The 25505-nt window shown below is 42.8% G+C and carries 25 protein-coding genes; 8 read left to right on the top strand and 17 right to left on the bottom strand.

The window, feature by feature from the left end; genetic code table 11:
• The first annotated feature begins 304 nt into the window (after positions 1-304).
• The 5 genes from QE417_RS13525 to QE417_RS13505 all read left to right on the top strand — a co-directional run bounded on the left by QE417_RS13525 (position 305) and on the right by QE417_RS13505 (position 3855).
• Entirely contained in the window at positions 305-1303 is a 999-nt protein-coding gene (locus tag QE417_RS13525) for a zinc-binding dehydrogenase (protein ID WP_311950785.1), read from the top strand.
• On the top strand, positions 1303-2313 hold the full coding sequence (locus tag QE417_RS13520) for a ferredoxin--NADP reductase (protein WP_311950783.1): 1011 nt from the start codon (positions 1303-1305) through the stop codon (positions 2311-2313). Before QE417_RS13525 ends, QE417_RS13520 begins: the two co-directional genes overlap by 1 nt.
• A gap of 79 nt (positions 2314-2392) precedes the next feature.
• A complete protein-coding gene (locus QE417_RS13515) occupies positions 2393-2722 on the top strand; it encodes an ArsR/SmtB family transcription factor (RefSeq protein WP_311950781.1) in 330 nt (109 codons plus the stop codon).
• Between the two features lie 38 nt (positions 2723-2760).
• Complete coding sequence (locus tag QE417_RS13510; protein WP_311950779.1) at positions 2761-3327, top strand: DUF6428 family protein; 567 nt, start codon at positions 2761-2763, stop codon at positions 3325-3327.
• Positions 3328-3441: 114 nt separating this feature from the next.
• Positions 3442-3855 (top strand): arsenate reductase ArsC, encoded by a 414-nt coding sequence (locus QE417_RS13505; RefSeq protein WP_311950777.1) that lies wholly within the window; start codon positions 3442-3444, stop codon positions 3853-3855.
• Positions 3856-3981: 126 nt separating this feature from the next.
• On the opposite strand, the gene rsgA is transcribed toward QE417_RS13505, so the two are convergent.
• From rsgA to fumC, 9 genes are all read right to left on the bottom strand, one after another.
• Positions 3982-4902 carry a ribosome small subunit-dependent GTPase A gene (rsgA, locus tag QE417_RS13500; protein ID WP_311950776.1) on the bottom strand — a complete coding sequence of 307 codons (921 nt, stop codon included), beginning with the start codon at positions 4900-4902 and terminating at the stop codon, positions 3982-3984.
• Between the two features lie 39 nt (positions 4903-4941).
• Positions 4942-6126 (bottom strand): hypothetical protein, encoded by a 1185-nt coding sequence (locus tag QE417_RS13495; protein ID WP_311950774.1) that lies wholly within the window; start codon positions 6124-6126, stop codon positions 4942-4944.
• A gap of 2 nt (positions 6127-6128) precedes the next feature.
• A complete protein-coding gene (gene kdsB, locus QE417_RS13490) occupies positions 6129-6863 on the bottom strand; it encodes a 3-deoxy-manno-octulosonate cytidylyltransferase (RefSeq protein ID WP_311950772.1) in 735 nt (244 codons plus the stop codon).
• Entirely contained in the window at positions 6860-8401 is a 1542-nt protein-coding gene (locus QE417_RS13485; RefSeq protein WP_311950770.1) for an aldolase catalytic domain-containing protein, read from the bottom strand. Before QE417_RS13485 ends, kdsB begins: the two co-directional genes overlap by 4 nt.
• A 120-nt stretch (positions 8402-8521) precedes the next feature.
• Entirely contained in the window at positions 8522-9709 is a 1188-nt protein-coding gene (locus QE417_RS13480) for a sialidase family protein (protein ID WP_311950769.1), read from the bottom strand.
• Between the two features lie 335 nt (positions 9710-10044).
• The gene (locus QE417_RS13475) at positions 10045-10479 is read right to left on the bottom strand and encodes a low molecular weight protein-tyrosine-phosphatase (RefSeq protein WP_311950767.1); all 435 of its coding nucleotides are present in this window, start codon (positions 10477-10479) and stop codon (positions 10045-10047) included.
• Between the two features lie 87 nt (positions 10480-10566).
• Positions 10567-11361 carry a S1/P1 nuclease gene (locus tag QE417_RS13470; protein WP_311950766.1) on the bottom strand — a complete coding sequence of 265 codons (795 nt, stop codon included), beginning with the start codon at positions 11359-11361 and terminating at the stop codon, positions 10567-10569.
• 5 nt (positions 11362-11366) lie between these two features.
• The gene (locus QE417_RS13465) at positions 11367-11777 is read right to left on the bottom strand and encodes a fumarate hydratase (protein ID WP_311950764.1); all 411 of its coding nucleotides are present in this window, start codon (positions 11775-11777) and stop codon (positions 11367-11369) included.
• 165 nt (positions 11778-11942) lie between these two features.
• Positions 11943-13340 carry a class II fumarate hydratase gene (gene fumC, locus QE417_RS13460; protein WP_311950761.1) on the bottom strand — a complete coding sequence of 466 codons (1398 nt, stop codon included), beginning with the start codon at positions 13338-13340 and terminating at the stop codon, positions 11943-11945.
• Between the two features lie 180 nt (positions 13341-13520).
• On the opposite strand from fumC, the gene QE417_RS13455 reads away from it, so the two are divergent.
• Positions 13521-14111 carry a Crp/Fnr family transcriptional regulator gene (locus tag QE417_RS13455; protein WP_311950760.1) on the top strand — a complete coding sequence of 197 codons (591 nt, stop codon included), beginning with the start codon at positions 13521-13523 and terminating at the stop codon, positions 14109-14111.
• A gap of 125 nt (positions 14112-14236) precedes the next feature.
• Positions 14237-14812: a hypothetical protein gene (locus QE417_RS13450; protein ID WP_311950758.1), complete on the top strand. Its 576-nt coding sequence runs from the start codon at positions 14237-14239 to the stop codon at positions 14810-14812.
• A gap of 45 nt (positions 14813-14857) precedes the next feature.
• Here the strand turns inward: QE417_RS13450 and QE417_RS13445 are convergent, their stop codons facing one another.
• The 8 genes from QE417_RS13445 to QE417_RS13410 all read right to left on the bottom strand — a co-directional run bounded on the left by QE417_RS13445 (position 14858) and on the right by QE417_RS13410 (position 23574).
• Positions 14858-15328, bottom strand: a complete 471-nt coding sequence (locus QE417_RS13445) for a DUF1493 family protein (protein WP_311950756.1) — start codon at positions 15326-15328, stop codon at positions 14858-14860.
• A 24-nt stretch (positions 15329-15352) separates the two neighbouring features.
• Complete coding sequence (locus tag QE417_RS13440; RefSeq protein ID WP_311950755.1) at positions 15353-15838, bottom strand: hypothetical protein; 486 nt, start codon at positions 15836-15838, stop codon at positions 15353-15355.
• Between the two features lie 292 nt (positions 15839-16130).
• Positions 16131-17798 carry a hypothetical protein gene (locus QE417_RS13435; protein ID WP_311950753.1) on the bottom strand — a complete coding sequence of 556 codons (1668 nt, stop codon included), beginning with the start codon at positions 17796-17798 and terminating at the stop codon, positions 16131-16133.
• Between the two features lie 34 nt (positions 17799-17832).
• Positions 17833-18519 (bottom strand): hypothetical protein, encoded by a 687-nt coding sequence (locus tag QE417_RS13430; protein WP_311950748.1) that lies wholly within the window; start codon positions 18517-18519, stop codon positions 17833-17835.
• 307 nt (positions 18520-18826) lie between these two features.
• Positions 18827-19336, bottom strand: coding sequence for a glutathione peroxidase (locus QE417_RS13425; protein WP_311950747.1), 510 nt, complete (start codon positions 19334-19336; stop codon positions 18827-18829).
• 52 nt (positions 19337-19388) lie between these two features.
• Entirely contained in the window at positions 19389-19814 is a 426-nt protein-coding gene (gene ybeY / locus QE417_RS13420; RefSeq protein ID WP_311950745.1) for an rRNA maturation RNase YbeY, read from the bottom strand.
• Complete coding sequence (locus QE417_RS13415) at positions 19815-20249, bottom strand: ATP-binding protein (RefSeq protein WP_311950744.1); 435 nt, start codon at positions 20247-20249, stop codon at positions 19815-19817.
• A complete protein-coding gene (locus tag QE417_RS13410) occupies positions 20239-23574 on the bottom strand; it encodes a DUF4175 family protein (RefSeq protein ID WP_311950743.1) in 3336 nt (1111 codons plus the stop codon). Before QE417_RS13410 ends, QE417_RS13415 begins: the two co-directional genes overlap by 11 nt.
• A gap of 259 nt (positions 23575-23833) precedes the next feature.
• On the opposite strand from QE417_RS13410, the gene QE417_RS13405 reads away from it, so the two are divergent.
• The gene (locus QE417_RS13405) at positions 23834-25459 is read left to right on the top strand and encodes an ATP-binding protein (protein WP_311950741.1); all 1626 of its coding nucleotides are present in this window, start codon (positions 23834-23836) and stop codon (positions 25457-25459) included.
• The last annotated feature ends 46 nt before the right edge of the window (positions 25460-25505 follow it).

Genomic DNA, 25505 nt, shown 5'->3' with positions numbered 1-25505 from the left:
AACCAAGGCATACCCACTGTACAGTATTTAGCCGCCCAGCTCAATCTTACCCCGAGTTACCATAGGGACAAGGGCAGGAGCCGTCGAAGCAATTCCTGCGGAGGACAAGCACAAGGAGCAATCTCCGCAGAGATTGCTTCGTACTTCAGAATGACGTTAAATAAGTATTAACACGGGCATGGCAACATATTTGCCATGCCCGTGTTGTTTTTTTAGCTTGACAAATAAAAGTCATTCCGCTTAAGAGAGATTTAAACACGGTTTTCTTAAATTTCGCGGCGGCAATAGCCGATAATTATACACTATGAAAGCAATGGTATTAGTTGGGGCCGATAAACCCCTGGAATATAAAGAAGTTGATAAACCTACCCTTGCCCCCGGCGAGGTATTGGTACAACTAAAAGCCGCAGCACTTAACCGCCGCGATTACTGGATTAGCATTGGCAAATACGCCGGCATTAAGTATCCTACCATTTTAGGATCGGATGGGGCAGGTGTGGTTGTTGAAGCGGCCGATGGGGCGGGTGCCGGATGGATTGGTAAAGAAGTGATCATAAACCCCGGTCAAAACTTTGGTGACCATGCCGATTTTCAGGGCCCCGATTTTAAAATATTAGGTTTGCCTGATGATGGTACCCTGGCCGAATACGTAAAAGTAAAGGCCGAAGACCTATACGCTAAACCTTCACATTTAACTTTTGAACAAGCTGCCGCTATTCCGTTAGCCGCTTTAACCGCTTACCGTGCCTTCTTTACAAAAGGCCGCGCCAAGTCGGGAGATAAAGTGCTGGTTGTGGGTGCCGGTGCCGGAACAGGTACCTATGCCGTACAATTTGCCGTGGCGGCGGGTTGCCAGGTATTTGTAACATCGGGCACGAGCGAAAAAATTGACCGCGCACGTCAGTTAGGTGCTGCGGCCGGTGTAAATTACAAGGCGCAGGATTGGGCCGAAGAGCTGAAACACCTATCGGGCGGGTTTGATGTGGTGATTGACAGTGCCCTGGGTAAAGACTTTGCCAAAATACCAGATATATGTAATCCGGGCGCGCGTATCGTGTTTTTTGGCGCAACAGCCGGGGCCATACCCGAGTTAAATCCGCGCACCATATTTTCTAAGCAACTGCAGTTGCTGGGCACCATGATGGGCTCGCCCGATGATTTTACCAATATGCTGAAACTGGTTAATGATCACCAGATAGTACCTATTGTAGACGAGGTATTTTCATTGGCCGAAACGCAAAAGGCTATCGATAAAATGGGCAACTCATCGCAGTTTGGTAAACTGGTAATTTCCATAAGCTAATGCAGTTAAAGGTTGAACATATTAAGCGCGAAACGCCAGATACCAGTACGTTTTACCTGAGTGAGGCATCAGGAAATAAGGTAAATTATAAAGCCGGACAGTTCATCACGCTCATTATCAACCATCACGGCGAAGAGATCAGGCGTTCCTATTCGATCAGCTCATCGCCCGATGAGGGCTTGCTTTCGGTCACCGTAAAACGTATCCCTAACGGCGAAATAACGCGCTACCTGCATACTTACGCCAAGCCCGGCGATGTTTGGAATGCTGTTGAACCCGCAGGCCGTTTTACCCTTCCCGATGATGTGCAAGGCAAAACGCTGATTTACTTTGCAGCTGGCAGCGGTATATCGCCGGTTTACGGGCATATCAAATACCTGTTAAATCATGAACCATCGTGCCGTATCGTGCTCATTTATAGTAACCTGAGCGAGGGTTCGGTAATATTTAAGGATGAACTTGCGGCGTTAAGTGCCAGTTACGCTAACCAGTTAACCGTAATTCATTTGATTAGCGATGAGGGCAAGCGGCTTAATAATCTCGTAGTTGAAAAACTGGTAAAACAACACTTGCCCGATACGTTTGCCCAAGCCGATTATTACCTGTGCGGTCCGTTTGCCTACATGCGCATGGTGCGGCTCACACTGCTGTTTATGGGTATAGATGCCGGGCAGGTACATAAAGAAAACTTTGTGCTCGAAACTGTGCCAGCGAGTACTACAGGGGTGACCTTCCCACCGCAAAAGTTGCGCATCAACTTCAAAAACCAATGGCACGATTTACAGCAGGGCGAAAACCAAACCATATTACAAGCCGCCTTGCAAAACGATCTGCATATACCTTACAGTTGTGGTGCCGGCGTTTGTGCGGCCTGCGCAGTTAAGTGTACCCGGGGCAAAGTAACTGTTGTAAAAAACGAAGTACTTACCGATACCGAGTTAAGCCAGGGATGGGTGCTCACCTGCACTGGATACGCCGCAAGTTATGATGTAGAACTGAATTTTGGTTAAGTAATATCTAACTCGTTGACCGGTAATAATATTTCTTTATAACCTTATCTGAAAAATTTATCGTAATATTGCGATTGATATGGGTGTTACCAAAAGTGAAATGTTCTCGACAGAGCAAAACGAACTGGCTTTGTTGCTGAAAGCAATGGCGCATCCGGCCCGTATTGCCATACTACAGCAAATAATTGTTGCAAATGCTTGTATATGCGGCGATTTGGTTGATGAGCTGGGACTGGCTCAGGCAACTATTTCTCAGCATTTAAAAGAGTTGAAGAGTGCGGGCATCATTCAGGGTACCATAGAGGGGGTTAAAGTATGTTATTGTATTGAGCCTAAAACCTGGGCTCGTTTGCAAAAACAGTTCGGCAACTTTTTAGGCTCGTATAAAGAAGTAACAACCTGCTGTTAAAAAAATTTGATCAAATTGATCGTAATATTACAATGAATATGAACACGACCGAATTAATGAATTGGCAAACCTTTAAAGCGTACCTGCTGCAAAACCCACAGCTACGATTACAATTTCAGTACAACGAAGACCAATGGGTGGATGCTTCTTATCATATCACCGAGATAAAGCAAGCCCCAATTACATCTGTTGATTGCGGCGGAAAAATGAGCAGTTGGACAGAGATCATCATTCAGCTTTGGGAGCCGCCGCAAAAGGATAGCGAAAGGGCAATGGAAGTGAGCAAAGCGCTATCGATCATTCAATTGGTTGAAAATGTGCTGCCTTTAAACCCGTTAGGTACCGTAAAAATTGAATTTGGGAATTCACAGTTTGATACCAGGCAAATGTATCCGGCTGAAATCAGTGTTCAGGAAGAAAATTTGTTGGTCAACCTCTCGCCCGATTTTACCCAATGCAAAGCCATTAACAGGGGTGGTAGCTGCGGAACAAACGATAAGGGAGAAGAATGCTGTGCGCCGGTTGAAGAGGTTAAACCTAAAATATTACTTTCAAATTTATTGGCCAATGAGCAATCGTGTACACCTGGTTCGGGTTGTTGCTAAATACAAAAAGGTTATTATCATTACTTCGGCTGTAATTGTGTTGCAGCTGATATTTGGCTGGGATGCCAAGTTTTTTATCATCAACATAATTTGGTTATTAGTTTAAAAGCAGATATGAAGAAAGTATTGGTATTATGCACAGGCAATAGTTGCCGCAGCCAGATAGCCGAAGGGTATCTGAAATATTTTGCAGGCGATAAGGCCATTATTTACAGTGCCGGAATTGAAACGCATGGTGTTAACCCCAAAGCCATTGACATCATGAAATGGGATGGCATTGATATTTCTGCACATACATCAAACAACATTAACGAGTATACAGGTATTGATTTTGATTATGTAATTACCGTTTGCGATAATGCAAAGGAGAGCTGCCCGTACTTCCCATCTAACGCAGTTATGCTGCACCATAATTTCCCCGACCCTGCAAAAGCTATCGGCACCGAAGAAGAAATTTTAAAACGGTTTATGGAGGTGAGGGATATGATTAAAGATTACAGCCTGAGTTTTGTAAACATGTATTTATAGCATCAAAAATTAGCAGGTAACGAAAAGGAATATAAATGAGGTAAAAGAGAAGTTTTATCGAAACTTTTCGTGGAAATATGACAAGTTTTTGCAGAGAAAATTCACCTGAAAATGGACGATTTCGGGTTAGCTGCGGGTATCGTTACCGTGGTAAATGCTGAGGTAGCTTTCGTATCTCGATGGCTCTATTTCGCCTTCTTCCAAGGCTTGTAACACGGCGCAGCCTGGCTCATTAATATGGCGGCAGTTGTTAAAGCGGCAATCGTGCATGCGGTCACGCATCTCGGGGAAAAAGTGGCTAAGTTCCTGTTGCTCAATGTCTATCACGCCCAGTTCGCGTATGCCGGGGGTATCAATAATGTTGCCTCCGCCGGGCAAGTCATACATTTCGGCAAAGGTGGTGGTGTGCATACCCTTGTCGCTCCAGTCTGATATTTCGGTTGTACGTAGCTGTAAATCAGGTAGTATGGCATTCATCAGGCTCGATTTACCCACCCCCGAGTGACCCGAAAACAGGGTTATCTTGTCTTTAAGCAGGTCTTTCAACTGCGGAATGTTGGTGCCCTCTAAAGCTGATACAGAGTAACAGGGGTAGCCGATGTTTTCATAAACAGCTTTGTAGTCGGCCAGTATCTCCAGGCCTTCCTCGCTAAACATATCTAACTTGTTAAAAACCAATGCAGCAGGAATGCTGTAAGCTTCGGCGGTCACCAAAAACCGGTCAATAAAACCCAATGAAGTGCGGGGCGAAGCCAGCGTAACCACCAAAAAAGCCTGGTCGAGGTTGGCAGCAATAATTTGCGCCTGCTTGCTCAGGTTGATCGATTTACGGATGATGTAGTTGCGGCGGTCGTATAGTTTAGTGATAATACCCTGATCCTGATCGGGTTCCAGGTCAAAATCAACGTTATCGCCTACGGCTACGGGGTTAGTGGTAGTAAGCCCTTTTATACGGAATTTGCCCTTAATACGGCAATCATAGCGTTTGCCGTCGGGGGTTTGTACCTGGTACCAGCTACCAGTAGATTTGGTTACAATTCCATGCATATAAAGATCACAAAGGTAGCAAATGGTTAAGAATGTGCATTAAAGCGTAGAAATAAACCTATCTATAGAGGCAGTATTATTTGCGACCTCGCCGTATGAATACAGGTAATAGTGTTTTAAATAACCCAATAACTTTTTAAATGCCCGCTGCTGTTGTGGCGTGAAACCATTGTTTTTGGCTTCGGTTACCATCGCCACCATCTGTTCGGGGGCGTAAACCTCATAAGAACATCCTTTTTTGTAAACTAAACCTGCGCCAACGTTTATTAACGGTTTACCTTTAAACAATACCGATAGTTCCATTTTTGAGCCATTACATACCACAACATCGGCCCAATCTATAAGGTAATCAGGGTTGATATTAAGCACCCACATGTTGTTTTGGACCTGTACATCTTCGGTATGTACATTATGTGAAGGATGAGGCTTGAATATGACGGTAAATGATGGATCGGCTTGGGCAAAGGCCAGGGCCTGCTCATAGGTTGACGTGTGGAAGGGCAGTAACCCTTTACGATCGTTATGAGTGGCCGGATGGGCTGCAGAATCAAGCGTATCAATGCCGAGGAGTAAGATTTTAGGCCCGGTGGCACGTTCGGCTTCGGGAGGTAAAGGCTTAGTTTCCTGGGCATACATACTGGTGCTCTTGTTTTTCAGGTTGTTGTAAATGGCTGTGCCAACTCGTTCAACCAAAGCTTCATCGGGGTAAGTAACAGGACGGTTAAATATTTCAGACATAGCCAGAGTGCCTTTGCTGTCTAAAATATAAGTGTTGGGCAAAAGCCCCCAATCAATGCCCCCTGTTTTAATACCCATAATATGCGCTACCTCATTATGCACACCATGTGGAGCTGCATTAGGGTTCCAGCAAACAAACATATCGGGCTTCATGGTACAAAAAAGCTTTATCGCCTGCTTTACACGTTCTTTAAACAATATATCCTCTTGTTGTTTTGATTGCAGACTATACCACCATTTTAAGCGCGATTTCCACTTATCTTCTTCAATTAAAAAGCGTGATTTATAGTAGTAATACTTGTATAAGATCCGGTTAAACCGGCCTGGCTTAACGGCAAAAGAATTAAGCAACTCATGGGCATTTGGGCTATAAAAAAAAACTTTTAGCCCCCTGTTTTTCAATTCGTTAAGCATTTGCAGCATACCGGCCTCTTGTAGAGGCGTAAGGTTTGGGATACAAGAAATGATTATACACTTTTGGCCCATGTTTAATTATTATTTTGCATAGCTTGGCTCACCTTTTCCACATCTGTAGGTACATCAACGGCTAAAGTGTTGGCTTGTGTATAAACCATTTTTACCGGGATTCCTAATTCCAGGAAACGCAGTATTTCTATATCTTCAAAAGCCTCAAAAACGGCTTTGCCATTCATCTCACCATAGGCCTTTAATTGGTTAAAACTAAAGGCATAAATGCAAACCTGTTTTAAATAAACCGGTGATACGGCACCGGGCGATTTAATACCCGGAATAGGGAGCCGTGACATGTAAATCAAATCATTTTTTGAGTTTACCAGCACTTTAGGGATGTTAATATTGGCCGGGTCCTCATCATCAGCAAGTGTGCTCATGCCGTTGATCACGTATTGCGGCGTGGCCTTTTTTTGCTCAATTACTTTGATAATATCATTAGGGTTAACCATAGGCTCATCGCCTTGTATGTTGATATAAATATCAGCCTCAATATTTTGCGCAACCTCCCAAAGGCGATCAGTACCGGTCGGGTGGCTGTCTGAGGTTATAATGGTATTAAATCCGGCCTGTTGTACAACATCGGCTATACGCTCATCATCGGTAGCTATAATCACATTGTCGGTACCCAGTGCTTGTGCTGCTTTTTGGGCCACATGCACAATCATGGGTTTTCCATTAAGATTTACTAACGGCTTGCCCGGAAAGCGCGACGATTTATAACGGGCCGGTATTATACCTAATATTTTCATGCAATAAACTGGTAAACAGATGCCTGGTCGGCTATTTTATAACGGGTTGCGGTAATGGCTTTAAAAGTGTTAAAGTGCTGGGTTGCCCTATCAAAAAGATATTCGTTTTCGTTAATGAGGTCCTGTTCTTTTTCGGTTAAGTTTTGGCTGTTGTAGCCATCATATCCAACCACATACACCTCGGTTACGCCCAGTTTAATGGCTGTTTGTATGGCCAGGGAAGTATGTGCATCGGCATATAAAGGGTCAAAATTATTACTATCTAACTCATAAACGCGTGGATAAGCTGCCTGAGGTATATACGTGCCCATTTTACGTGGATATACAGGTAATACGCAATCGCCCGTCCATGCTCCAATGTTGTTAAAAACATCTTCAAGCCTTTGCCCCTCGTTGCCAACCAAACAATAAAATTGAGCATTATTAACACTCGCAAACAGGGCTGCATTTTTAGCGCTCGCATGTATTAAACAAGCATCGGGTTCGGCTTTGATGAATGCAAGAATGGCATCTAAATGTGTTATTACCGATGAACCGCCGCCAATAATAAAGGCTTTATGATGATTTTTAGCCGGGTTAAAACCCGGAAGCTTAATATTGTCATCGGTACCAAGCTTTTTGTTATGGAGTGCCCTCACAATGCTTTGTACAGAATAATAACGCTTGCTTATCCAGTCCATAACGTTTTGTTGGGGCAGTGAGTTGATGCCCGATACCATGTAGGGTAAGTTGGTACCCCATTGATAGGCAGCCTTCAGATGTTCAAAATCATGCACTATGTTACTCAGTACATCATAATTAACATTATAGCCGGCTTTTGCCGAGAGGTGGGTTAACAGCAGCTCGGTTTTAAGATTACCGGCACCTCTGCCCATGCCGGTAATGGTGCCGTCAACAAATTCGCAACCGGCCTCAATGGCCGCCAGGCTGTTGGCGAAGGCCAGTTCGATATTATTATGGCCATGGAAACCGAGCGGTACGTTAGTGAAGTTTTTACAATACTTGATTAACTCGGCCACCTCGTGCGGGTAAACACCGCCGTATGAATCAACCAGCGAAATGCAATCAGCTACGCCATCAAGCTCACCTAAACGTTCAACAATAGTAACAGAATTTTTCAATTCTGATAAATACATCAAATTGAGCGCTACTCCAAAGCCTAAGCTTTTTATAAATTTAGCAAGTGCTATAGCTTCGTTTATTTTAGCAGGATCTGCGGCTATCCTGAACAAATCAGCATAACCGCGACATTTTTCTAATAAGGGGATGAGAGAATCGTTGGCCGGACAATCTTTTAAATTTAACATTAATGCCAGCTTTTTGGTAGGCATTAGTTGCCGTGCTTTTTGAAGTAAGCTTACCGGGCTATAATAGTATTTGCCAAAATATGTATTGGAAGCATGGCTGCGGTAGCCAATTTCTACCACATCAATGGGCAGTTGTTCCATGGCTGTAAAATACCTTTCAGTGAGTTTTTTGTCAAAATCCCACTGGGTATAATAACCCCCATCGCGTAAGGTACAATCCAGAATTTTCATATAGGGCAGCGTAGTACAATAAGCAAATTAGCATTATATGCTGTTATAAAGCAAACTTCTTAACAGTTTTTAATGCAGGTAAACTTAAATCGTTACAATGCCCTATATGTTTTAACTAAATTAATTTGAGCCGCTTAACACCACGCGCTCAATATTTTCGGGTGCGTTTTTCAGTACGTCGTTTTCGTTGAAAGAAAGGCAATTGATGGCCATTTTGCCAAAACGGTCATAATCATAAACTACATATAACTTGCCGTTTTTACCTTCCACCATATCAGGATATGATATACCCAGCTTGGTATCGAGAGATAAACTGTATTTCCAAGTTTTCATCTCATCATCTGATACATAGATTTTAAGATTAGAACGGTTGGTGCTATTGTTCAAAATAAGAGCAATACGGCCCGATTTAAGGCGGCCCAGGAAGAAGCGGCTGCTTGCACTTACCAAAGTGGTAAACTTTTCAGGAGTGCTCCATATCTCGCCATTGGTTGATCGTGTAGCGTATAAACCATCAAGACCGCGCAGTAAAACATAGTAGCTACGGTCTTTAAGCTGGATTATCTGGTGCTCGTCATATCCGCGAAAGTTACGTTGAAACGGAATGTCACACATTTTGGTGAACGATTGTGCGCTTTTAGTAATCTTGTCGTAATTTGATTTATAAATAAATACTCCGTTGTTTGATGTAGCAGTTTTCCAAACAGCAATAGGGTATAGCATACCGGTTTTTAAATAGTTATCGGTAGGGCGGCACATCATAACGCCGTCGCTCAGGCGTTTTGGTGTTGATGCATAAACTTTTCCATTTGCATACCTGATTTGGCTATACCAAACGCCACCAATGCCATCCCACAAGCTTCTTTTTGATTTTGACCATGACAAATAAACGTTACCGTATTTATCAGTCCACATGGCCGGGTCAAAAAAGCGTATTTCAGGATTGGTTGGGTTTATGATCAACTCATCATTTGCCCATGATTTACCATCATCGGTACTTACTGACAGGGTGATGTAGTTGCCAGGCTCTTCGCCTTTTGACCCGGTATACCAGGCGGCATATACGTTGCCCGAAGGGCCAATGGTTACCGATGGTATACCTTGCCAGGTGCGGGTTGTAAATTTAGGATTGCTGTTTTGCTTGGTTAAAATTTCACCCTCCAGCGTTTCGGTGGTGCTATTGCGAGGAATTGTAATTACTGCATCTAATTGCGGTGCGGTATTGTCTGCAACCGGGGCTACATCATTAACTTTTCCACACGAAAATAAAGCTATGCACAGGGATAGCAATAGTAAAGATTTCCTCATTTAGTTATCAATTAATCAGGGCTTGTAAATATATACAATTTTGGTGCCTTAAACAATTGATGCTCAATAGTTAATATAAAATGTCACAAGAAAGAAAATTGTTTATACTTTTCCCCAATTTGGGAATTAAATTTCACAGGTAAGGTTGTAATTATTAAGCAAATAAGGGAGGAATATTATATGCCTCAGAACGCATGTGTGTATTATAAAACAACAGTTTTTTATTGCCATGGATTGGTTTATATAATAGTTTGAATTAACTACAAGGCAATGGATATTACTAAACGCAAAAGCGCCGGGCAGTGCTGCCCGGCGCTTTTACGTTAATATTTATTTTAATGGTATTCATTTATTATTGCTTTGCACCCGTTTTCTATTAGTTTGTAAACCGGATCAAACTGGTTACTGTCGTAATAAGGGTCGGGCACTTCGCGGTTTTTCAGGAGAAGACGAACCTTGGCCTTATCCCCATCATTACGTGCAAGCCGCAGCACGTCGCGCAGGTTATTACGGTCCATGGTTAGAAGCAGGTCAAATTCATCAAAATCGTTTACGCTAAACTGGCGACAAAGCTGTTTGCTGATATCAACACCGTAACCCTTAGCCACCGCGGTAGAGCGATGATCGGGGCATTCGCCCACATGCCAGCTTCCGGTGCCCGCAGAGTCAACCGTCCAGTTGAGTCCTGCTTGGTGCACGAGGTGCTGCATAATGCCCTCGGCTAATGGCGAGCGGCATATGTTGCCAAGGCATATCATTAAGATCTTCATATTGATAGATGTGCAAATATGCTGATGTGCGAATGTGCAGATGCTATGTCAATTATTTGCACATCTGCATATCCTCTCATCTGCACATTAAGAAAATATCTGGTTCAACAATCCCGCCAAATGTACGCCGCCTTTAAGCAATTGCTGATTAAGGGTTTTAACAAACATAAAGTTGTATTTGTAGCCCAGCTTTTCATCGGGTTTTGAGCTGGTGTAAATTTTTTCAGCAATTTCCTTGCTATCAAATAACCATTGGCTTATAGGCTCGGCTTGCCACTTTGTGCGTTGGGCTAAAGTGGTAAAGTTTATGGCCGATGCATATTCGGTGTAGCTTAAATTCTGAAATTCAATAAGTTTAGTGTCCCAAACAGAGTGCAGGTTGCTGGGCTCATTAAACCACTGTACTTTAAAATCATTGCCACCTTTATCATCAGTATGGGCGGTATGCATAGGCTGGTGAATGTCCTCTACCATGTGAATAAGCATGCGCAGGTACAGCAGTTTTTTGTCTTGCTCCAAATCTTTCTTTTTAAGTTCGGCGGTAACAAACTGTATTTTGGTATATGCATCTACTGTGGTATCCTGCTTTAAATAGCTTTGCAGTTCGGGGTAGGTATAAGGCTTGTCAAAATCAACAAAATGCCAATTGTACAGGTAATTATACGCCGGGTCTGATTTGATAAAATCGGCCCAGGTGCTGGCCATGGCAATGGTTTCATCGCCCAAAATTGCCTTTACTGCGGCACGTGCTTTAGGCGTTAAGTAACTTGAGGCAATTTGCCCGGTTATGCGGTGACCTTTATCGCCCCAGGCCATAGTTTGCAGTGGTGCATATATGATGGCAGCGCCAATCAATAGTTTTTTTAACAGGTTTGTTTTCATTTGTTTTATAACGGTTTGGGAACGCAATTAGTCCTTTTTACCAGGTGCAAATTTAACGGTAAAACGCTTGATTTTGGTGTGAGGGTAAGTAACGTATCTGCTACGCTCACCTTCATAAAATCCTCATACACACCTGAGCGGAAACAGCTGCCCGGGTTTTTCAGGCTAAAATCGGGGTTGCAAAAAAAGCCTCTTATCCACAAGGTGTCATTACTGGGCTGGTAGCGGCCTTTGGCATACTCGGTCCATACACCTTTGTTCATACAGGTATCGGCGCCGTAATTTACTTTGCTGTGCGTTTGCATAGTAACGTAAAACGAATCGCACGTGAATTTAAAATTGTATAGTGTGTAATTTACCAGTTGCTTATCCAGCGCTTGGGTGCTTTGCTGCCACTCGCCCTGTATATTTTGCATACCTTTAGTTTGCACATTAGCGTTGGGGCTACAGGAAAATAGAGCTAAGACACAAGAGCCAAGAGCCAGGATTTTGGTTAAAGCTGAAAGGGGAAGGGCTAAAGGCTTTTTATCCATAAACAAAAAGTCCCTCTCCAAATGGAGAGGGATTTAGGGAGAGGTTTTTTATTTTAAACTTCCGATCATGTCTTCGGGGCGTACCCACTGGTCAAACTGTTCGTTGGTTAACAACTCCAGTTTAAGGGCAGCCTCGCGAAGCGACAGACCTTCTTTTAAGGCTGTTTTTGCAATTTTTGCTGCGTTTTCATAACCAATGTGCGGGTTAAGCGCAGTTACCAGCATCAGCGAGTTTTCGAGGTGTTTTTTAATGCCCTCGTAGTTTGGCTCAATACCTACAGCGCAATGATCATTAAACGATACACAGGCATCGCCAATTAAACGTGCCGATTGCAGGAAGTTAGCCGCCATAACCGGTTTAAATACGTTCAGTTCGTAATGTCCGTTCGATCCACCGATTGAAATGGCAACATCATTACCCATAACCTGTGCAGCAACCATGGTAACGGCCTCGTTTTGGGTAGGGTTAACCTTGCCCGGCATAATTGATGAACCAGGTTCGTTATCAGGAATATGAATTTCGCCGATACCCGAACGCGGACCCGAAGCCAGCATACGGATGTCGTTAGCAATTTTCATTAATGATACCGCAATTTGTTTAAGTGCACCGTGGGTTTCTACAATGGCATCGTGAGCGGCAAGGGCCTCAAATTTATTTTCGGCAGTGATGAACGGTAAGCCGGTAAATTGAGCAATGTACTCGGCAACCTTAACATCATAACCTTTAGGGGTGTTTATGCCAGTACCTACGGCAGTACCGCCAAGAGCTAATTCCGAAAGGTGATCTAAAGTGTTGCGCAGGGCTTTAAGGCCGTGGTTAAGCTGTGATACATAACCCGAAAACTCCTGACCTAAGGTTAAAGGCGTAGCATCCATTAAGTGGGTACGGCCAATTTTAACTACGGTTTTAAAGGCTTCGGTTTTGGCTTGCAGCGTGTCGCGCAGTTTTTCGATGCCGGGGATGGTTATATCAACCAGTATTTTGTAGGCTGCAATGTGCATTGCAGTTGGGTAGGTATCGTTTGATGACTGTGATTTGTTTACATCATCATTAGGGTGGATGAAGGTTTTGCCCTCGCCCAAAATATTACCTTGTAAAACGTGTGAACGGTTAGCAACAACCTCGTTAACGTTCATATTGCTTTGCGTACCCGAACCGGTTTGCCATATTACCAGTGGGAACTCGGCATCCAGTTTATTATCTAAAATTTCGTCACAAACCTGGGCTATCAGGTCGCGTTTTTCGGCTGGTAATACGCCTAAATCGGTATTGGTGTAAGCGGCAGCTTTTTTCAGGTAAGCAAAAGCAGCAATGATCTCTTTAGGCATCGAAGCTTCGGGCCCAATTTTAAAATTGTTGCGCGAACGCTCGGTTTGTGCGCCCCAGTATTTATCGGCCGGTACCTGTACCGCGCCCATGGTGTCATGTTCGGTTCTGAAACTCATAGTTTTTGCTATAATTTTTGCTCGGCAAAGTTAGGTATTACCAGCAGAAATCAATAACGAAGAAAAAAGAGTTTTTAGCATGTGTTGATTAAGTTACCGTACCTACATATAACTGTCAATAATGCTCAAATACAGGGCTTAAATGTAGTGTTAATGCTAAATTAGCACTTGTTAAAGCCCATGAACAGCAAGCAACAGTTTTTAAACAATGTACTGATACCCTTTGCCGGCCTTACCGACAATGATGTTACCGTGAGCCTAACTTATTGGCGCACCCGTAAAATTGCCAAAGGCGAGTTTTTTAACATGCAGAATTTTGTGTGCACCGATCTGGCGCTTATTGTTAAGGGTATATTCAGGGTTTATTTTATTCACCCCGAAACGCAGGAAGAAAAGAATATGTACTTTTTTTCGGAGCAACAGTTTTTGGTTTCTTTCCGCAGTTTTATTAACCAATACCCGTGCTATTACTTTATTGAAGCCTTGGAAGATGCCGAAATTTTATCCATTCATTACACCGATCTGCAATACCTGTACAGCACACCAACCGGTTGGCAAAAATTCGGGAGGCTGATAGCCGAATTGTTTTTCAACTACTCCCAATCGCGCACCGAAGAATTTTTGTTTAACACACCCGAAGAACGCTACCTCAAAATGTTGAACGAGCATCCTAACATTGTAAACCGGGTAGCGGCATACCATATATCATCGTACCTGGGCATTAAAAACCCGTCGTTAACACGTATTAAAAAACGGTTGCAGCAAAAGTAATAGGGCGGCGCTTGCTAAAATTATTTCAGGCTGACATAAGCTCCGTTCAATTTTCACCTAAGTGAAAATTTGCGGGTTTTTAAGTTTTCACCTTTGTGCTATACAAAATCACAAACGTTAAAACCATGTCAACAACAACAACATCGCCCAATGCCCTGCCAACTGCACGCGCTTTGCGCTCACTTTATTTTACCCGTACTGCTTTTTCGGTTATATGGGTTACGCTGGTAGCACTGTTTGCCAAATCGTCGCCGGGCTTTGCCACCATGCTTTTAATAATTTACCCTGCCTGGGATGTGGTAGGAACGCTGTTAGATATTCGCGCTAATAAACAATCGGGCACCAGCCTTATGCCGCAGTACATAAATGCAGGCATTAGCATTGTCACTACCATTGCTGTTGCAATTGCCATACAAAAAGGCGTACCCCAAGCATTAATCGTATTTGGTATATGGGCCATATTAACCGGCGTAATTCAATTAGTTTTAGGTTTAAAACGCCGTATTGCCTTAGGCGGCCAGTGGCCTATGATACTGAGCGGCGGCCAATCAACCCTTGCAGGCGTTTCGTTTATTGTTATGGCACATGCGCCAACCATGGGTATTGTTAACCTTGCGGGTTATTCGGCTTTTGGGGCTTTTTACTACCTGTTGTCGGCCATCAGGTTAAATAAAACCATTAAGAAAGAATTGGTTGGATAATGATCAATTAGTTATCGAATGGCCGCAAGATGCAAAGGATTTGTATTAAGCGGCTATTTTTAGTTTATACCTGATGCTGTCAATACCAGTAAAATCTTTTTCGATGTACCAGGTAAGCATTTGTCTGAAAGTAAGATCGGTTACCTCCCTGTCAATCTCTAAATAGGCTAATGTTGAGATTGCTGAGCGGTTGAATGTAATTAAATTGAAGAGCATGATGGGAAGGTTGATAATGAAACGGGTTAAATTGCCCATCGCCAAACTCGATGAAAACAATTCTCCCTCTGAATGAAAGTGCTCATCGAACCGGAAACTGCCCCAGTTAAGTTTATTATCCTGTACAAACTTTACCAATAAGTCTTCTACATCATCTCCGGCTAAACCTAAACCATCGCCTATTTTGGTTTGCAATGAAGTCACTTGGTCAAAGCTTTCGTCCTCCAAAAAGTGTTTTACCTTTTGATGGGCCTGGCGAAGTTGCGCAAATGAGATGGCTTTGTATTGAGGTATTTCCATTATGCGTAGTCTTAATCTTAATTATTAACGGGTTTTGCGCGTAAAATGCCTTTTATAAATTTCGCGTTCAACAACTTTTCCTTGCTTATTAATAGTTATTTCGTAACTGGCAGAATCTCCCTTTTCCCATATATCTTCAATATCCGAGTCGGCCTCGTCGGTATTATATATAAATTTTGAGGGGCTGAGTTGCTTTCCATCTGCGTTAAATGTCCAACCGGCATCGCCACAAGTATTGGCAATATCAAACTTGCTTATAAACTTCCCATTCTTGTCAAATATAAAATATTTGAGCGTTAAGCAGTTGCTGCTTTCATCGGGGGTAAGGATGGTAAATTCAATAAAATTCTTATCGCGATTTTGCCATGAGTAATAGTAATCCTGTTCATAGCGGTCGTCCATGAATTTCCTGTCGCCGTCTTGAAATATTAACCGAAATGCAGAGCTGTCCACACGCACAAATTGCCTATCCAGCCCATCCCAAGAAAAATCAGGTTTAAATATTTTCAAATCATGATATTTGAATTTACTTTTTAGGTGGACTAAGGTTAATGTACGCTTTAATGTTGGTGTATCGACTGTGATTTTCTGCTCCGATGTATCAGTTTTATTGGATTGGCAAGCTACAATGCAAATAGGTAAAGCAAAAGCAACAAATACCATTTTTATTTTCAGCGGGAAGATCGGTTTATGCTGGAGCATGACAAGATTTAGTTTTTCTAAAATAAAGATTTAAGGTGCTAAAAGCAAAAAAGCCTTTTGGAATTACTCCAAAAGGCTTTAAAAATATTTAAGTAATGTCTTAATTACAATTTTCCAATACAAACTTAGCTTCAACCGTAATTGCATCAGCGGTCTGATCGTAGTTGGCTGTTCCGCTTAAACCATCAACCGATGGGATGTTTACCCCTGTTGCTTTATCTAACTTAAACGATGCCGAATTATAATTTTTACCGGCAAACGTCGTGCTGATGCTGTAACTGTGACCGTTGATGAGGTTGGCTGATGAAACGCCATTGGTCATATATATATTAATGCTTTGGCCGCTGGTATTGTCTTTTAAAGTTAACCAGGTTGATGGCTGAGCTACTACCTGTTGGTTAGTGCAGCGCGCTGTTACTTTAACGTTGGTTTTTACATAATCAACCGTGGCAAGGCCCGACAGGGTTACATCAACAGAACCACGACCGCAGGCACTGAAGAACGAGGTTTCGCCCAGTTTGGTTAACCCGTTTGAAGTATTCGAGTAAACGATCACTTTCAAATCACCAGCATCTGAAGGAAAGTTTGAAAGCACAGCTTTAAAGCCATCATTAATGTTTGAGGTAATGTAGCTCGCAACCGGTTGATTGTTGGCCGTAACCAGGCTAATCTGGTAATCGCCATTAATATCTTCATTGGTATTAGGTATGTGCAGGGTAACGTTCAGGTCCGAACCGCAGTTGGTGCTGTACCAGTTGGCACACCAGGCCGAAAGGTGAGTAATAGGGAAACTTACCGACAGTTTGTTGCTGCTATTGCGGGCAATGGTGGTGGTGCTTTCATATTTCCACTGGCCTGTTTGTTCGTTTAGGCTCCATACGGGTATTATATCGCCCACTTTAACGGTCTGTTTGGTTTGTGGGTTAACCAGATCAGGATTAATATCCATGCTGATAGTTACCGGTTTAGAAAAACCTTTTACTGGTGTTGAACCAGCCGTCATGTCAATTGATAACAAACCCGCAGTAACAAAAGTAGATGCATTGTTAATCGGTTGACCGTTAGGGCCAATGGCATTGATCATATCAAAACCGCCCGGAAATGCTGCTGCGGCCTCATTGTTGCCTGTGCTAAAGTAAACTACTTTTGATGATAGCTGCGTTGCGGTTATGGCATTGTTTTGTGCATCTAACATTTTTGTGCCCGATGGTATGCTGATGCGGGTAGCCTCATCAACATCGTTATTAACCGGGGTGTTGATGTTAACAACGGCAGTGGTACCGGTTGATGTTGAAATAGTTGTTTCGCGGGTAACGGCGGTGGTGCCGCTAACCGGTTTTGCGTATTCTACCAATTTAATAATAGGCGCAGTAGCGTTATCATTGGTTAAAGTAACCGTTTGCGATATTGGTGCAAAACCAGGTAATGTAGCCGATATGCAGAACGTAACCGGGTTGTTTTTGCTTGGATGGGTACCCTTAACCAAACTTAGTGGCAGGTAGCCTTTTATTGCGGTAAAGTTGTTGCCGCCGCCATCAACCTGTAAGTATGACGCGCCAGCGCCCGTAATGGTTACCTTGAAGTTTTCGGGCAGCTTGGTGGTGCTTGATGTATTGGCGTTTACAAACTGTACCAGTGTTGGTGTGGTTGACAGTGTTCCGGTGTTAACAATAATGTCCAGATCGTCAATGGGCTTTTTGCAGCCATTCACACCTATCAATACAGCACAAGCAATCCCGGCCAAAGCAGATTTGGTAAATAATTTCATGGGTATAAAAAATGGTAGTTTTTCAGAAAATATATTATCGTATACGGAAGTTAAAGTTAAGCTGAGCAACAGGTAACCAGCGGTAGCTTTTCATGTTAGCGTTTAACTGTGGTTCGAGCTTATAATTATCGGCCAGCATTTCGGTACCTACGATGTTTGATTTGGGTTGCGACAGGTAGTATGTGCCTAAATCAAGATTCACATTAAACCTGTGATTGGGGAAGCTTTTAAACAAACCAAAACCTGCGTAGGGTGCAACACCCTTCCAGCTCATGTCAATTTTAAGTGTGCCTAAATCGGCCGGTGTAAGTTTATAATTACCCACGGTGTATGTTCCGGTAGGTAAAACATGAATATCGCCATTGGCTTGGAATAAATAACCGGCACCGGCTACCAGGCGAAACCCCTGTGCTTTTTTAAACGGTACAAAATCGGCCCAAAGGTGTACGTTAGAGAATTTAACCGATACGTTGTTGGTAGACTCGAACCCCGAAAAGCTGAACACATTATTTGCTTTAACCGGAATGAACGATGCCCCGCCACGCACCGAGATTTGTTGATTTAAGCCGTAACGTAAATCGCCGCCTACGCCCTGTGTTCCGGCCTGTAACTGAAACGATAGCTTAGTGTCACTAACCGGAGCTTTTTGTGGTTGCGTTTGTGCCTTGATGCCGGCGGATATAATTAGCAGCGAAATTAGGGTAGTGTAAAACTTGTTCATTTGTAAAAATCAGTATATCAATAGTTTGAAAACTTAAAAGCCGCTTTTTAAGCGTTTTTTAAGTTTTGCTTTTATACTGATTTGAATGAAAAAGGTTACAACCAGTCGGAATTAGATTGAAAGAAAATTAATTATTCCTTTATGGTTGTTAATAGTACTTGTTTAAAGTGATGATTGTTAGTGATTTATGATCGTGAAAGTTTTGAGAAAATTTGGTTCTTTTAGTGAACCGAGAGGGAATTGAAAATTAAAACCATAAAAAAAAGCGCTCCAGATTACTCTGAAGCGCTTTCAACACTCATTTGAATTATAACTGGCTGGTTATTTCTGTTGATAGCGGCTTTACATTTGAACGATAACGGTGAACTAATTTTCCGTTTTCGTCAATCAGGAATTTCTCAAAATTCCATTTAATATCGCCGGTAAAATCAGGGTTTTCCTGTGTAGTAAGATACTGAAATATTGGTGCAATATCCAAACCTTTTACGCTAACTTTTTCGCTTAGCGGAAAAGTTACGCCAAAGTTTTTTTCGCAAAACTCTTTAATGTCGGTATTTGAGCCCGGTTCCTGCCCGTTAAAGTTATTTGCGGGGAAACCAACAATCACTAACTTGTCTTTGTACTGATCGGCCAGTTTTTGCAGTTCGGCATATTGCGGGGTATAACCACATTTTGAGGCGGTGTTAACAATAAGTAACTTCTTGCCTTTGTACTTTTTTAGGTCGAAGTTTTTACCGTCGATGTTTTTCAGTTTAAAATCATAAACCGAGCTGGGCGCTACAAACAGCATGGCCAGCACTAATGCTAATATTTTCATGTCAAATGTTTAGTTTTTGTACCGATAAAGGTATGCCTTAAACCTTTAACAATCAAAAAGATTTTAGAGCGAGGTATTCATCTTCTTTTGCAGTCATTTGCTGCTTATCAGCAGGTTTTTTATCAAGATAGCCCAGCAGATGCAACGCGCCGTGTATAATTACGCGGTGCAGTTCTTGTTCAGGAGATACATTGTATTTAGCAGCGTTTTCCTGCGTGCGCTCAACCGAAACAAAAATATCACCGGTTATAGTGCCTTCTTTTTCTGAGTTATCAAAGGTTACAATATCGGTATATGTATCATGGTTTAAATACTGCTGGTTTATTTGCAGCAGGTATGCATCTGAGCATAAAATATAATTCAGCTCGTCAAGCTTATAGCCTTCGGCCTTAATGGTTTCTTTAATCCAGCGTTTAAGCGGCAATTTATCTTTTAGCTTATAGCCTGTATCTTCGGTAAAAAAATTGATAGATGCCATTTAAAGTTTAAAGTGCAGCTCTACCTCGTTGCCTTTTGCATTAAAAATGCATTGGTCTGCCAGGTGTTTTAAAATAAATACGCCACGGCCGGTTAATTTCTCCAGGTTTTCTTCGGCAGTTGGGTCGGGTAGATGGTTAAAATCAAAGCCTTCTCCTTCATCGGTAATGGTCCAAATGGCACGTTTACCATCAACATCGGCATTAATAATTACTTTTTTGTTCGGGTCGAGCTTGTTGCCATGTACAATAGCATTAATGGCCGCTTCGTTAAGGCAGGTCATCATATTGGCAAAAGTATCTTCGGCAACATTAAATTTATCCGCAATCTCTTCAATCAGGTTTTCGAGCAGGTTAACGCTCTCATACGCCGACGGAAGTTGAAGTGTAAACAGCTCCCCTGTTTGAACACCGTCTGTTGGAATACTATTTTGCATTGAGTTGGTCAAAGTAACGTTTAATTTTTTGTTTATAGTACATGTTGAGTGCAGATGGTACTGTTTGTACCTGCTCTGTTTGCTTTGCCTTCAGTTGTTCATAAGCCTGCAAAGCCTTTATATATCCCGGTGGTGTGTTTTTACCCTCCTTGCTTTCCCGTTGTTTATCCTGTTCACGCTCCTGCTCGGCTTTTTCGGCCTCCAGTAAACGTGTTTGGATGGTTCGCTGTCTCTTTAACGATTCCTCCGTGATTTTCTTGTTTACGAGATCGCTCTCGGTTTGTTCCATTTCTTTCGAAATTTTATCCAGGTTGCCCAGTTTGCCGGTGCCATCTTTGTTTTGCTGGCGGTTAAGCTCTTCCAGCTGTTGCCTTATTTGCTGCTGCTGCCGTGCCATGCGGGCCATTTGCTCGCTTAAGTTATTACCTTGTTTCTGGCCTTGCTGCCCTTTTGCGCTTTGCCCCTGGTTGCCCTGCTGCTGCATTTGCTCGCGCATTTTTTGCATGTTTTGGTTAAGCTGCTGCTGCATTTGGCTCAATTGTGATAACGATTGCTGCTTACCGCTTTTCCCGCCCTTGCTGCTGGCATTTTGTATGTTATCTAATGCTTCACTCAATAACAAGGCCAAATTATTCATGGCTGTCATGGCGTATTGCTGGCTGCGGTTTGCTTCGGGGGTACGGCGGTCGCCCAATTGGTCGAGCGCCTTATCAATATTTGTGTTAATGGCCGTTACCTCCTGGTTTACGGTTGATTGTATTTGAGGTATACGGCGGCTCAAGGCATACAGTGTATCTTCTGCTGTTTTCAGGTTATCTTTTATATCCTTTTGTTTTTGAGCCATACCCACATACATTGGATCGTTGGCGCTCATGGTTTTAAAGGTTTGCATTACCTTTTCCTGCTCAAAAGAGCTGGTAACCAATACTTTCAGCAATTCGCGCAATTGTTGGGCATTTACTTCATTTTCGGCCTCTTCGCTATCCTGCTGGTTTTGCTGCATTTTTTGAGCCATTTGCTGCATTTGCTGTGCTGCCTGTTGCTGCGATTTGGACGCTTTTTGCTTGTCGTTTTTTTGCAATTGTTGCTGGCTGTCGTTCATTTGCTGTTCAGCAGCCTTTTCTTCTTTTTCGGGCTTTTCAAATTTGTTTTTGCGCTCCAGCTGCTCGTTGGCCTTTTGCAGCTCGTCGATGCCTTTTTTTACATCTTCAAAATTCTTTTTAATCTGCTCCTGCTCCTTTTGCAGCTGCTGGTTATCAGAACCCGGCTGTTGAGTTTTTTCGGACAGCTTTTTTTGCTCCTCGGCAAGTTTGTTCAGCTCGTTAACATTTTGATTCAGCTTTTGCTCAAACTCCAGTTGCTTGTACAGTTCCAGCATGCGGTCGAGCTCTTTTTTTAACGATTTATTGTCGTTCTGCATTTTCGACAATTCGTTGCGGGTACCTTCTTTTTGCTCCTTTTGCAGCATCTGTTGCAGGCGGTTGAGCATCTCCTGTGTTTTTTCATCAAGCACCTGGTTAAACAAATCCTCAATTTTCTTTTGTTTTTCCTGTAGTTCGGCGTTTTGCTTTTGGTTTTCCTCGCGGTTAAAACGGTCTTTTTTGCTGTCGGCCTGTATGTCTTTTACCAATTCGTTTAGTTCGGCTTTTTTGCGTAGCAGGTCTTCGATCTGTTTCTTTTCATCAAAGCTCAGCGTGTTTTTATTTAACAACATCTGGTTGAGCTTTTGTGCATCGCGCTCTACCTGCCCGGCCAGTTTTATGGCCGATTGCATTTTTTGCTTCATGGCCTCACTGTTCGCATTTAGCTGCTCATTGAGTTGTTTTTCGGTCGGTACCTGCAAAGTGCGCTCGGGCGACCGTACTTTTTTAGGACCCGATACACCATCATTATCGGCCACTTCAAAATAGTAGCTTACCTCGGTGCCCGGCTCTATATTAAGGCTTTTTAAATCCCAGTAATGGAAAAAGTTGGCCTGTGTGCTTCCTAAGTCAACTTTTACCGCCCGGCTTGCCGATAGCGTTTTGCCATTGAGAACACTGGTGCTGTAATGAAAAGTTAGCGATGAAAATCCATGATCATCGCGGATATCGCCTGTAAAGTAAATGGCCTTGCTGCTTATGGAGTCCTGCTTTTGCTCCACATTAATGACCGGCAACTCATCGGCAATAACATTAACGCGGTAGTTGGCCGCATCTCCCTGTTGTGCGCCGTTGTTTAGCGGTAATACGCTGTATGTGGTATTTGATACTATTTTTTGGCTGTGCTCAAACAGGCCGTTAGTTTGTGGCTGTAACTGCTGCTGCTTATTGCCCATGCTAAACTGCATTTGGCTGGCGTTGCGGGTATGCAGCAACCATTTTACGGTGGTTCCGGCCGGGATGGTGAGGTCGCCGGCATTGCTTAGCTTTTCGCTGGTTTTGTGGAGGTAGGCCGGGTAATACAGTTCTACATCAAAATTTAAAAGCGATGGTTTAAGCCCCACCTTAATTTCGTAAGGCTGCGAGTAAAACCCGTTTGCCGTGATGCGAAACGTGGTGTTTTGCTGCACATTGGTAAACAGGTAATGAAAACGCGACAGGTTTTCTTTATCGAGCTTAAAGGTGTTATTGCCAGTTTCAATATAAATATTGGCGGGCAGGTTATTGCCTTCGAGCTTAATATCCAGTTTAAGGTCGGCTCCCTGCACGGCCGATAAATTACTATTAACTACCACAAACTTAAATGGCGCAACCGGCGCAAAGTATTTGTTATGATGTATAAGGCGATTAGTGCTTTCGGTTAAAACCGATGGCGCGGTAAAGGCAATTATGATGATAACCGCCACCGGGAAAGCTACCCACTTTACATAACGGTTGTTTTGCTTTAAGTTAATAGCCGATGGAAAGCTAATGGGCGATAGCGTGTTTATCTTTTGGTTAATGCTGGCTTCCAGCAACAGGCGATGCTGCTCGTTTTCATTAGCCTGTTTTTTAAGTTGCAGGGTGTTGAGCAGCTTGTCTTTCACCTCGCCAAAATGCTGGCCAATTATTTCGGCAGCCTGATCATGAGTTAGGCTTTTGCCCAGTTTAAAATAAGCCAGCAACGATGGTAGTATGAGCAAAAAAATTAACGCCAGATTGAGCAGTACAAACGAATAAAAAAGAATAGTACGCAGTACGGTATTAAAGTTGCCGAAGTACTCTAACAACGCAATGGTAATGTAGGCCGTAAACAAGCCTGCACCTAAAAAAATTATGCCCCTAAGCAAGTTATTGAGATAATACTTCCTGATGAAAGCATCAACTTTGTTAATAAGCTGGGAATAACTATCGGGCGAATGCATAACTGTTACACTAATGTAGCGAATATAAAGTTAAACGAAAATTTTGTTAATGTATTTGCTTCAAAATAATTAAAATTACAATTTAAGGCTTGATTTTGAAGCTATTCGTTATTTGAAAAAGTAATTTTGTTTATGCTAAACATTTGTGTGTTTTGTAAGTTAATTAAATCAATAGTAATTGGCCGCACAACTTTGCTGTTTATTGCATCAGAGGAAAATTTTGCTGTAATTTGACTGTTTATTTTGCACGTACTATCCAATGTTAAGCTCAACCACATCGTTAAGTAACGATGAATTACTTCAGGTTTTATCTTTATCAAAAGATGCCACCGCTATATACACCGGACATGATATTAAAATACTGTTTGCCAATGATGCTATGCTTGCCTTTTGGGGTAAAGACCGCAGTATTATAGGCCAATCATTAATTAAGGCCGTGCCTGAATTGGAAGGGCAGCCATTTTTTAAGATGTTACAGGATGTTTACACGACCGGTGTTACCTATGCCGACGTGTTACCCGCCCAAACCCTTCGCGATGGAACGCTGCAAACCAGGTACTATGATTTTGAATATCGCGCCATAAAAAATGCCGAAGGGAAAACCTACTGCATACTACATGCAGCAAGCGATGTTACCGAAGTTGTTTTAGGTAAGGAAGCAATGGAACGCGCCCGCGAACAACAGGAGGCGTTAGAACGGGAACAGGCACTTAACGAAGAGTTGATGTCATCGATCGAAGAGTTAACATCAACTAACGAAGAGCTACAATTAACCCAGCAAGAACTCAATCGCTTAAATTTTGAACTGGAGGACCGGGTAGCCACCCGTACCGCCGATTTGCAGGAAAGCGAAGCCCGTTTCAGGGCTATGGCCGAAAGTTCGGGGATTTTAATAGCCGTGGGCGATGAAAGCAGCAATGCCACATATTTTAGTAACGCCTGGACAGATTTTACCGGTGCAAAGCCCGAAGACCTGCTGGCGTTTGGTTGGGCCAATTATATCCACCCCGATGATAGAGAGAGGTATGTTAATAATTACCTTTCGGCATTCAAAACCCAGGAACCTTTTAGCGGAGAGTTTAGAGTGAGTGATACTTCCGGGAGTCATCATTGGATGCTGGCTAAAGCGCACCCACGTTACAAGCCTGATGGTGCATTTGCGGGTTACATATGTACCTGTGTTGATATAACTGAGCAAAAAGAGCTCGAACAGCGTAAAGATGATTTTATTACCATTGCCAGCCATGAGTTAAAAACCCCCTTAACCAGTTTAAAGGTATCATTACAATTGATGGATAAAATTAAGCATGATCCATCAAACGCTATGATGCCCAAGCTCATTATGCAAGCGCGCAAGAGCATACAACGGGTAAGCGCTTTGGTTGATGATTTGCTAAGCACACGTAAATTGCAGCAAGGACAAATTCAGCTAAATAAAGCCAAATTTATACTATCACAATTATTAAATTCTTGTGCTAACCCTATTGCTATTACAGGGTCGCACAAAATAAGCATAACGGGCAATCTCGAACTCGAAATATTTGCCGATGAGCACCAGGTAGACCAGGTGATAACCAACCTTTTGAGTAATGCTGTTAAATATGCTCCCCATTCGGGCGAAATACGATTGGAAATTCAGGATAGCGAAGGCATGGTTAAGGTAAGTGTTGTTGATAAAGGCCCCGGTATAGCACCCGATAAAATACCGCATTTGTTTGAGCGTTATTTCAGGGTTGATGAATCGGGCTTTCATGCAACGGGCCTGGGTTTGGGGCTGTACATCAGTGCCGAAATTATTAAGCGGCACGGAGGCGAAATTGGTGTAATAAGCGAATTAGGCAGCGGAAGCACTTTTTGGTTTACACTTCCGTTAGGGGTAGATTAAAATACTACGCTAATATTATGAATAGGAAAAACACTTAACTTTGCAT

This window comes from Mucilaginibacter terrae (genome assembly GCF_031951985.1).
In the GTDB taxonomy this organism is placed as follows: domain Bacteria; phylum Bacteroidota; class Bacteroidia; order Sphingobacteriales; family Sphingobacteriaceae; genus Mucilaginibacter; species Mucilaginibacter terrae_A.
This window is presented reverse-complemented; position numbering and strand designations above follow the sequence as displayed.

Bases quoted from the DNA above. Each gene is read 5' to 3' on its own strand.
- QE417_RS13515 (WP_311950781.1), top strand. From the start codon at position 2,393: ATGGGTGTTACCAAAAGTGAAATGTTCTCGACAGAGCAAAACGAACTG.
- QE417_RS13465 (WP_311950764.1), bottom strand. From the start codon at position 11,777: ATGCAAAATATACAGGGCGAGTGGCAGCAAAGCACCCAAGCGCTGGAT.
- fumC (WP_311950761.1), bottom strand. From the start codon at position 13,340: ATGAGTTTCAGAACCGAACATGACACCATGGGCGCGGTACAGGTACCG.
- QE417_RS13510 (WP_311950779.1), top strand. From the start codon at position 2,761: ATGAACACGACCGAATTAATGAATTGGCAAACCTTTAAAGCGTACCTG.
- QE417_RS13450 (WP_311950758.1), top strand. From the start codon at position 14,237: ATGTCAACAACAACAACATCGCCCAATGCCCTGCCAACTGCACGCGCT.
- QE417_RS13505 (WP_311950777.1), top strand. From the start codon at position 3,442: ATGAAGAAAGTATTGGTATTATGCACAGGCAATAGTTGCCGCAGCCAG.
- QE417_RS13520 (WP_311950783.1), top strand. From the start codon at position 1,303: ATGCAGTTAAAGGTTGAACATATTAAGCGCGAAACGCCAGATACCAGT.
- QE417_RS13410 (WP_311950743.1), bottom strand. From the start codon at position 23,574: ATGCATTCGCCCGATAGTTATTCCCAGCTTATTAACAAAGTTGATGCT.
- rsgA (WP_311950776.1), bottom strand. From the start codon at position 4,902: ATGCATGGAATTGTAACCAAATCTACTGGTAGCTGGTACCAGGTACAA.
- QE417_RS13470 (WP_311950766.1), bottom strand. From the start codon at position 11,361: ATGAAAACAAACCTGTTAAAAAAACTATTGATTGGCGCTGCCATCATA.
- QE417_RS13480 (WP_311950769.1), bottom strand. From the start codon at position 9,709: ATGAGGAAATCTTTACTATTGCTATCCCTGTGCATAGCTTTATTTTCG.
- kdsB (WP_311950772.1), bottom strand. From the start codon at position 6,863: ATGAAAATATTAGGTATAATACCGGCCCGTTATAAATCGTCGCGCTTT.
- QE417_RS13435 (WP_311950753.1), bottom strand. From the start codon at position 17,798: ATGAAATTATTTACCAAATCTGCTTTGGCCGGGATTGCTTGTGCTGTA.
- QE417_RS13430 (WP_311950748.1), bottom strand. From the start codon at position 18,519: ATGAACAAGTTTTACACTACCCTAATTTCGCTGCTAATTATATCCGCC.
- QE417_RS13525 (WP_311950785.1), top strand. From the start codon at position 305: ATGAAAGCAATGGTATTAGTTGGGGCCGATAAACCCCTGGAATATAAA.
- QE417_RS13475 (WP_311950767.1), bottom strand. From the start codon at position 10,479: ATGAAGATCTTAATGATATGCCTTGGCAACATATGCCGCTCGCCATTA.
- QE417_RS13405 (WP_311950741.1), top strand. From the start codon at position 23,834: ATGTTAAGCTCAACCACATCGTTAAGTAACGATGAATTACTTCAGGTT.
- QE417_RS13495 (WP_311950774.1), bottom strand. From the start codon at position 6,126: ATGGGCCAAAAGTGTATAATCATTTCTTGTATCCCAAACCTTACGCCT.
- QE417_RS13425 (WP_311950747.1), bottom strand. From the start codon at position 19,336: ATGAAAATATTAGCATTAGTGCTGGCCATGCTGTTTGTAGCGCCCAGC.
- QE417_RS13455 (WP_311950760.1), top strand. From the start codon at position 13,521: ATGAACAGCAAGCAACAGTTTTTAAACAATGTACTGATACCCTTTGCC.
- QE417_RS13415 (WP_311950744.1), bottom strand. From the start codon at position 20,249: ATGCAAAATAGTATTCCAACAGACGGTGTTCAAACAGGGGAGCTGTTT.
- QE417_RS13445 (WP_311950756.1), bottom strand. From the start codon at position 15,328: ATGGAAATACCTCAATACAAAGCCATCTCATTTGCGCAACTTCGCCAG.
- QE417_RS13485 (WP_311950770.1), bottom strand. From the start codon at position 8,401: ATGAAAATTCTGGATTGTACCTTACGCGATGGGGGTTATTATACCCAG.
- ybeY (WP_311950745.1), bottom strand. From the start codon at position 19,814: ATGGCATCTATCAATTTTTTTACCGAAGATACAGGCTATAAGCTAAAA.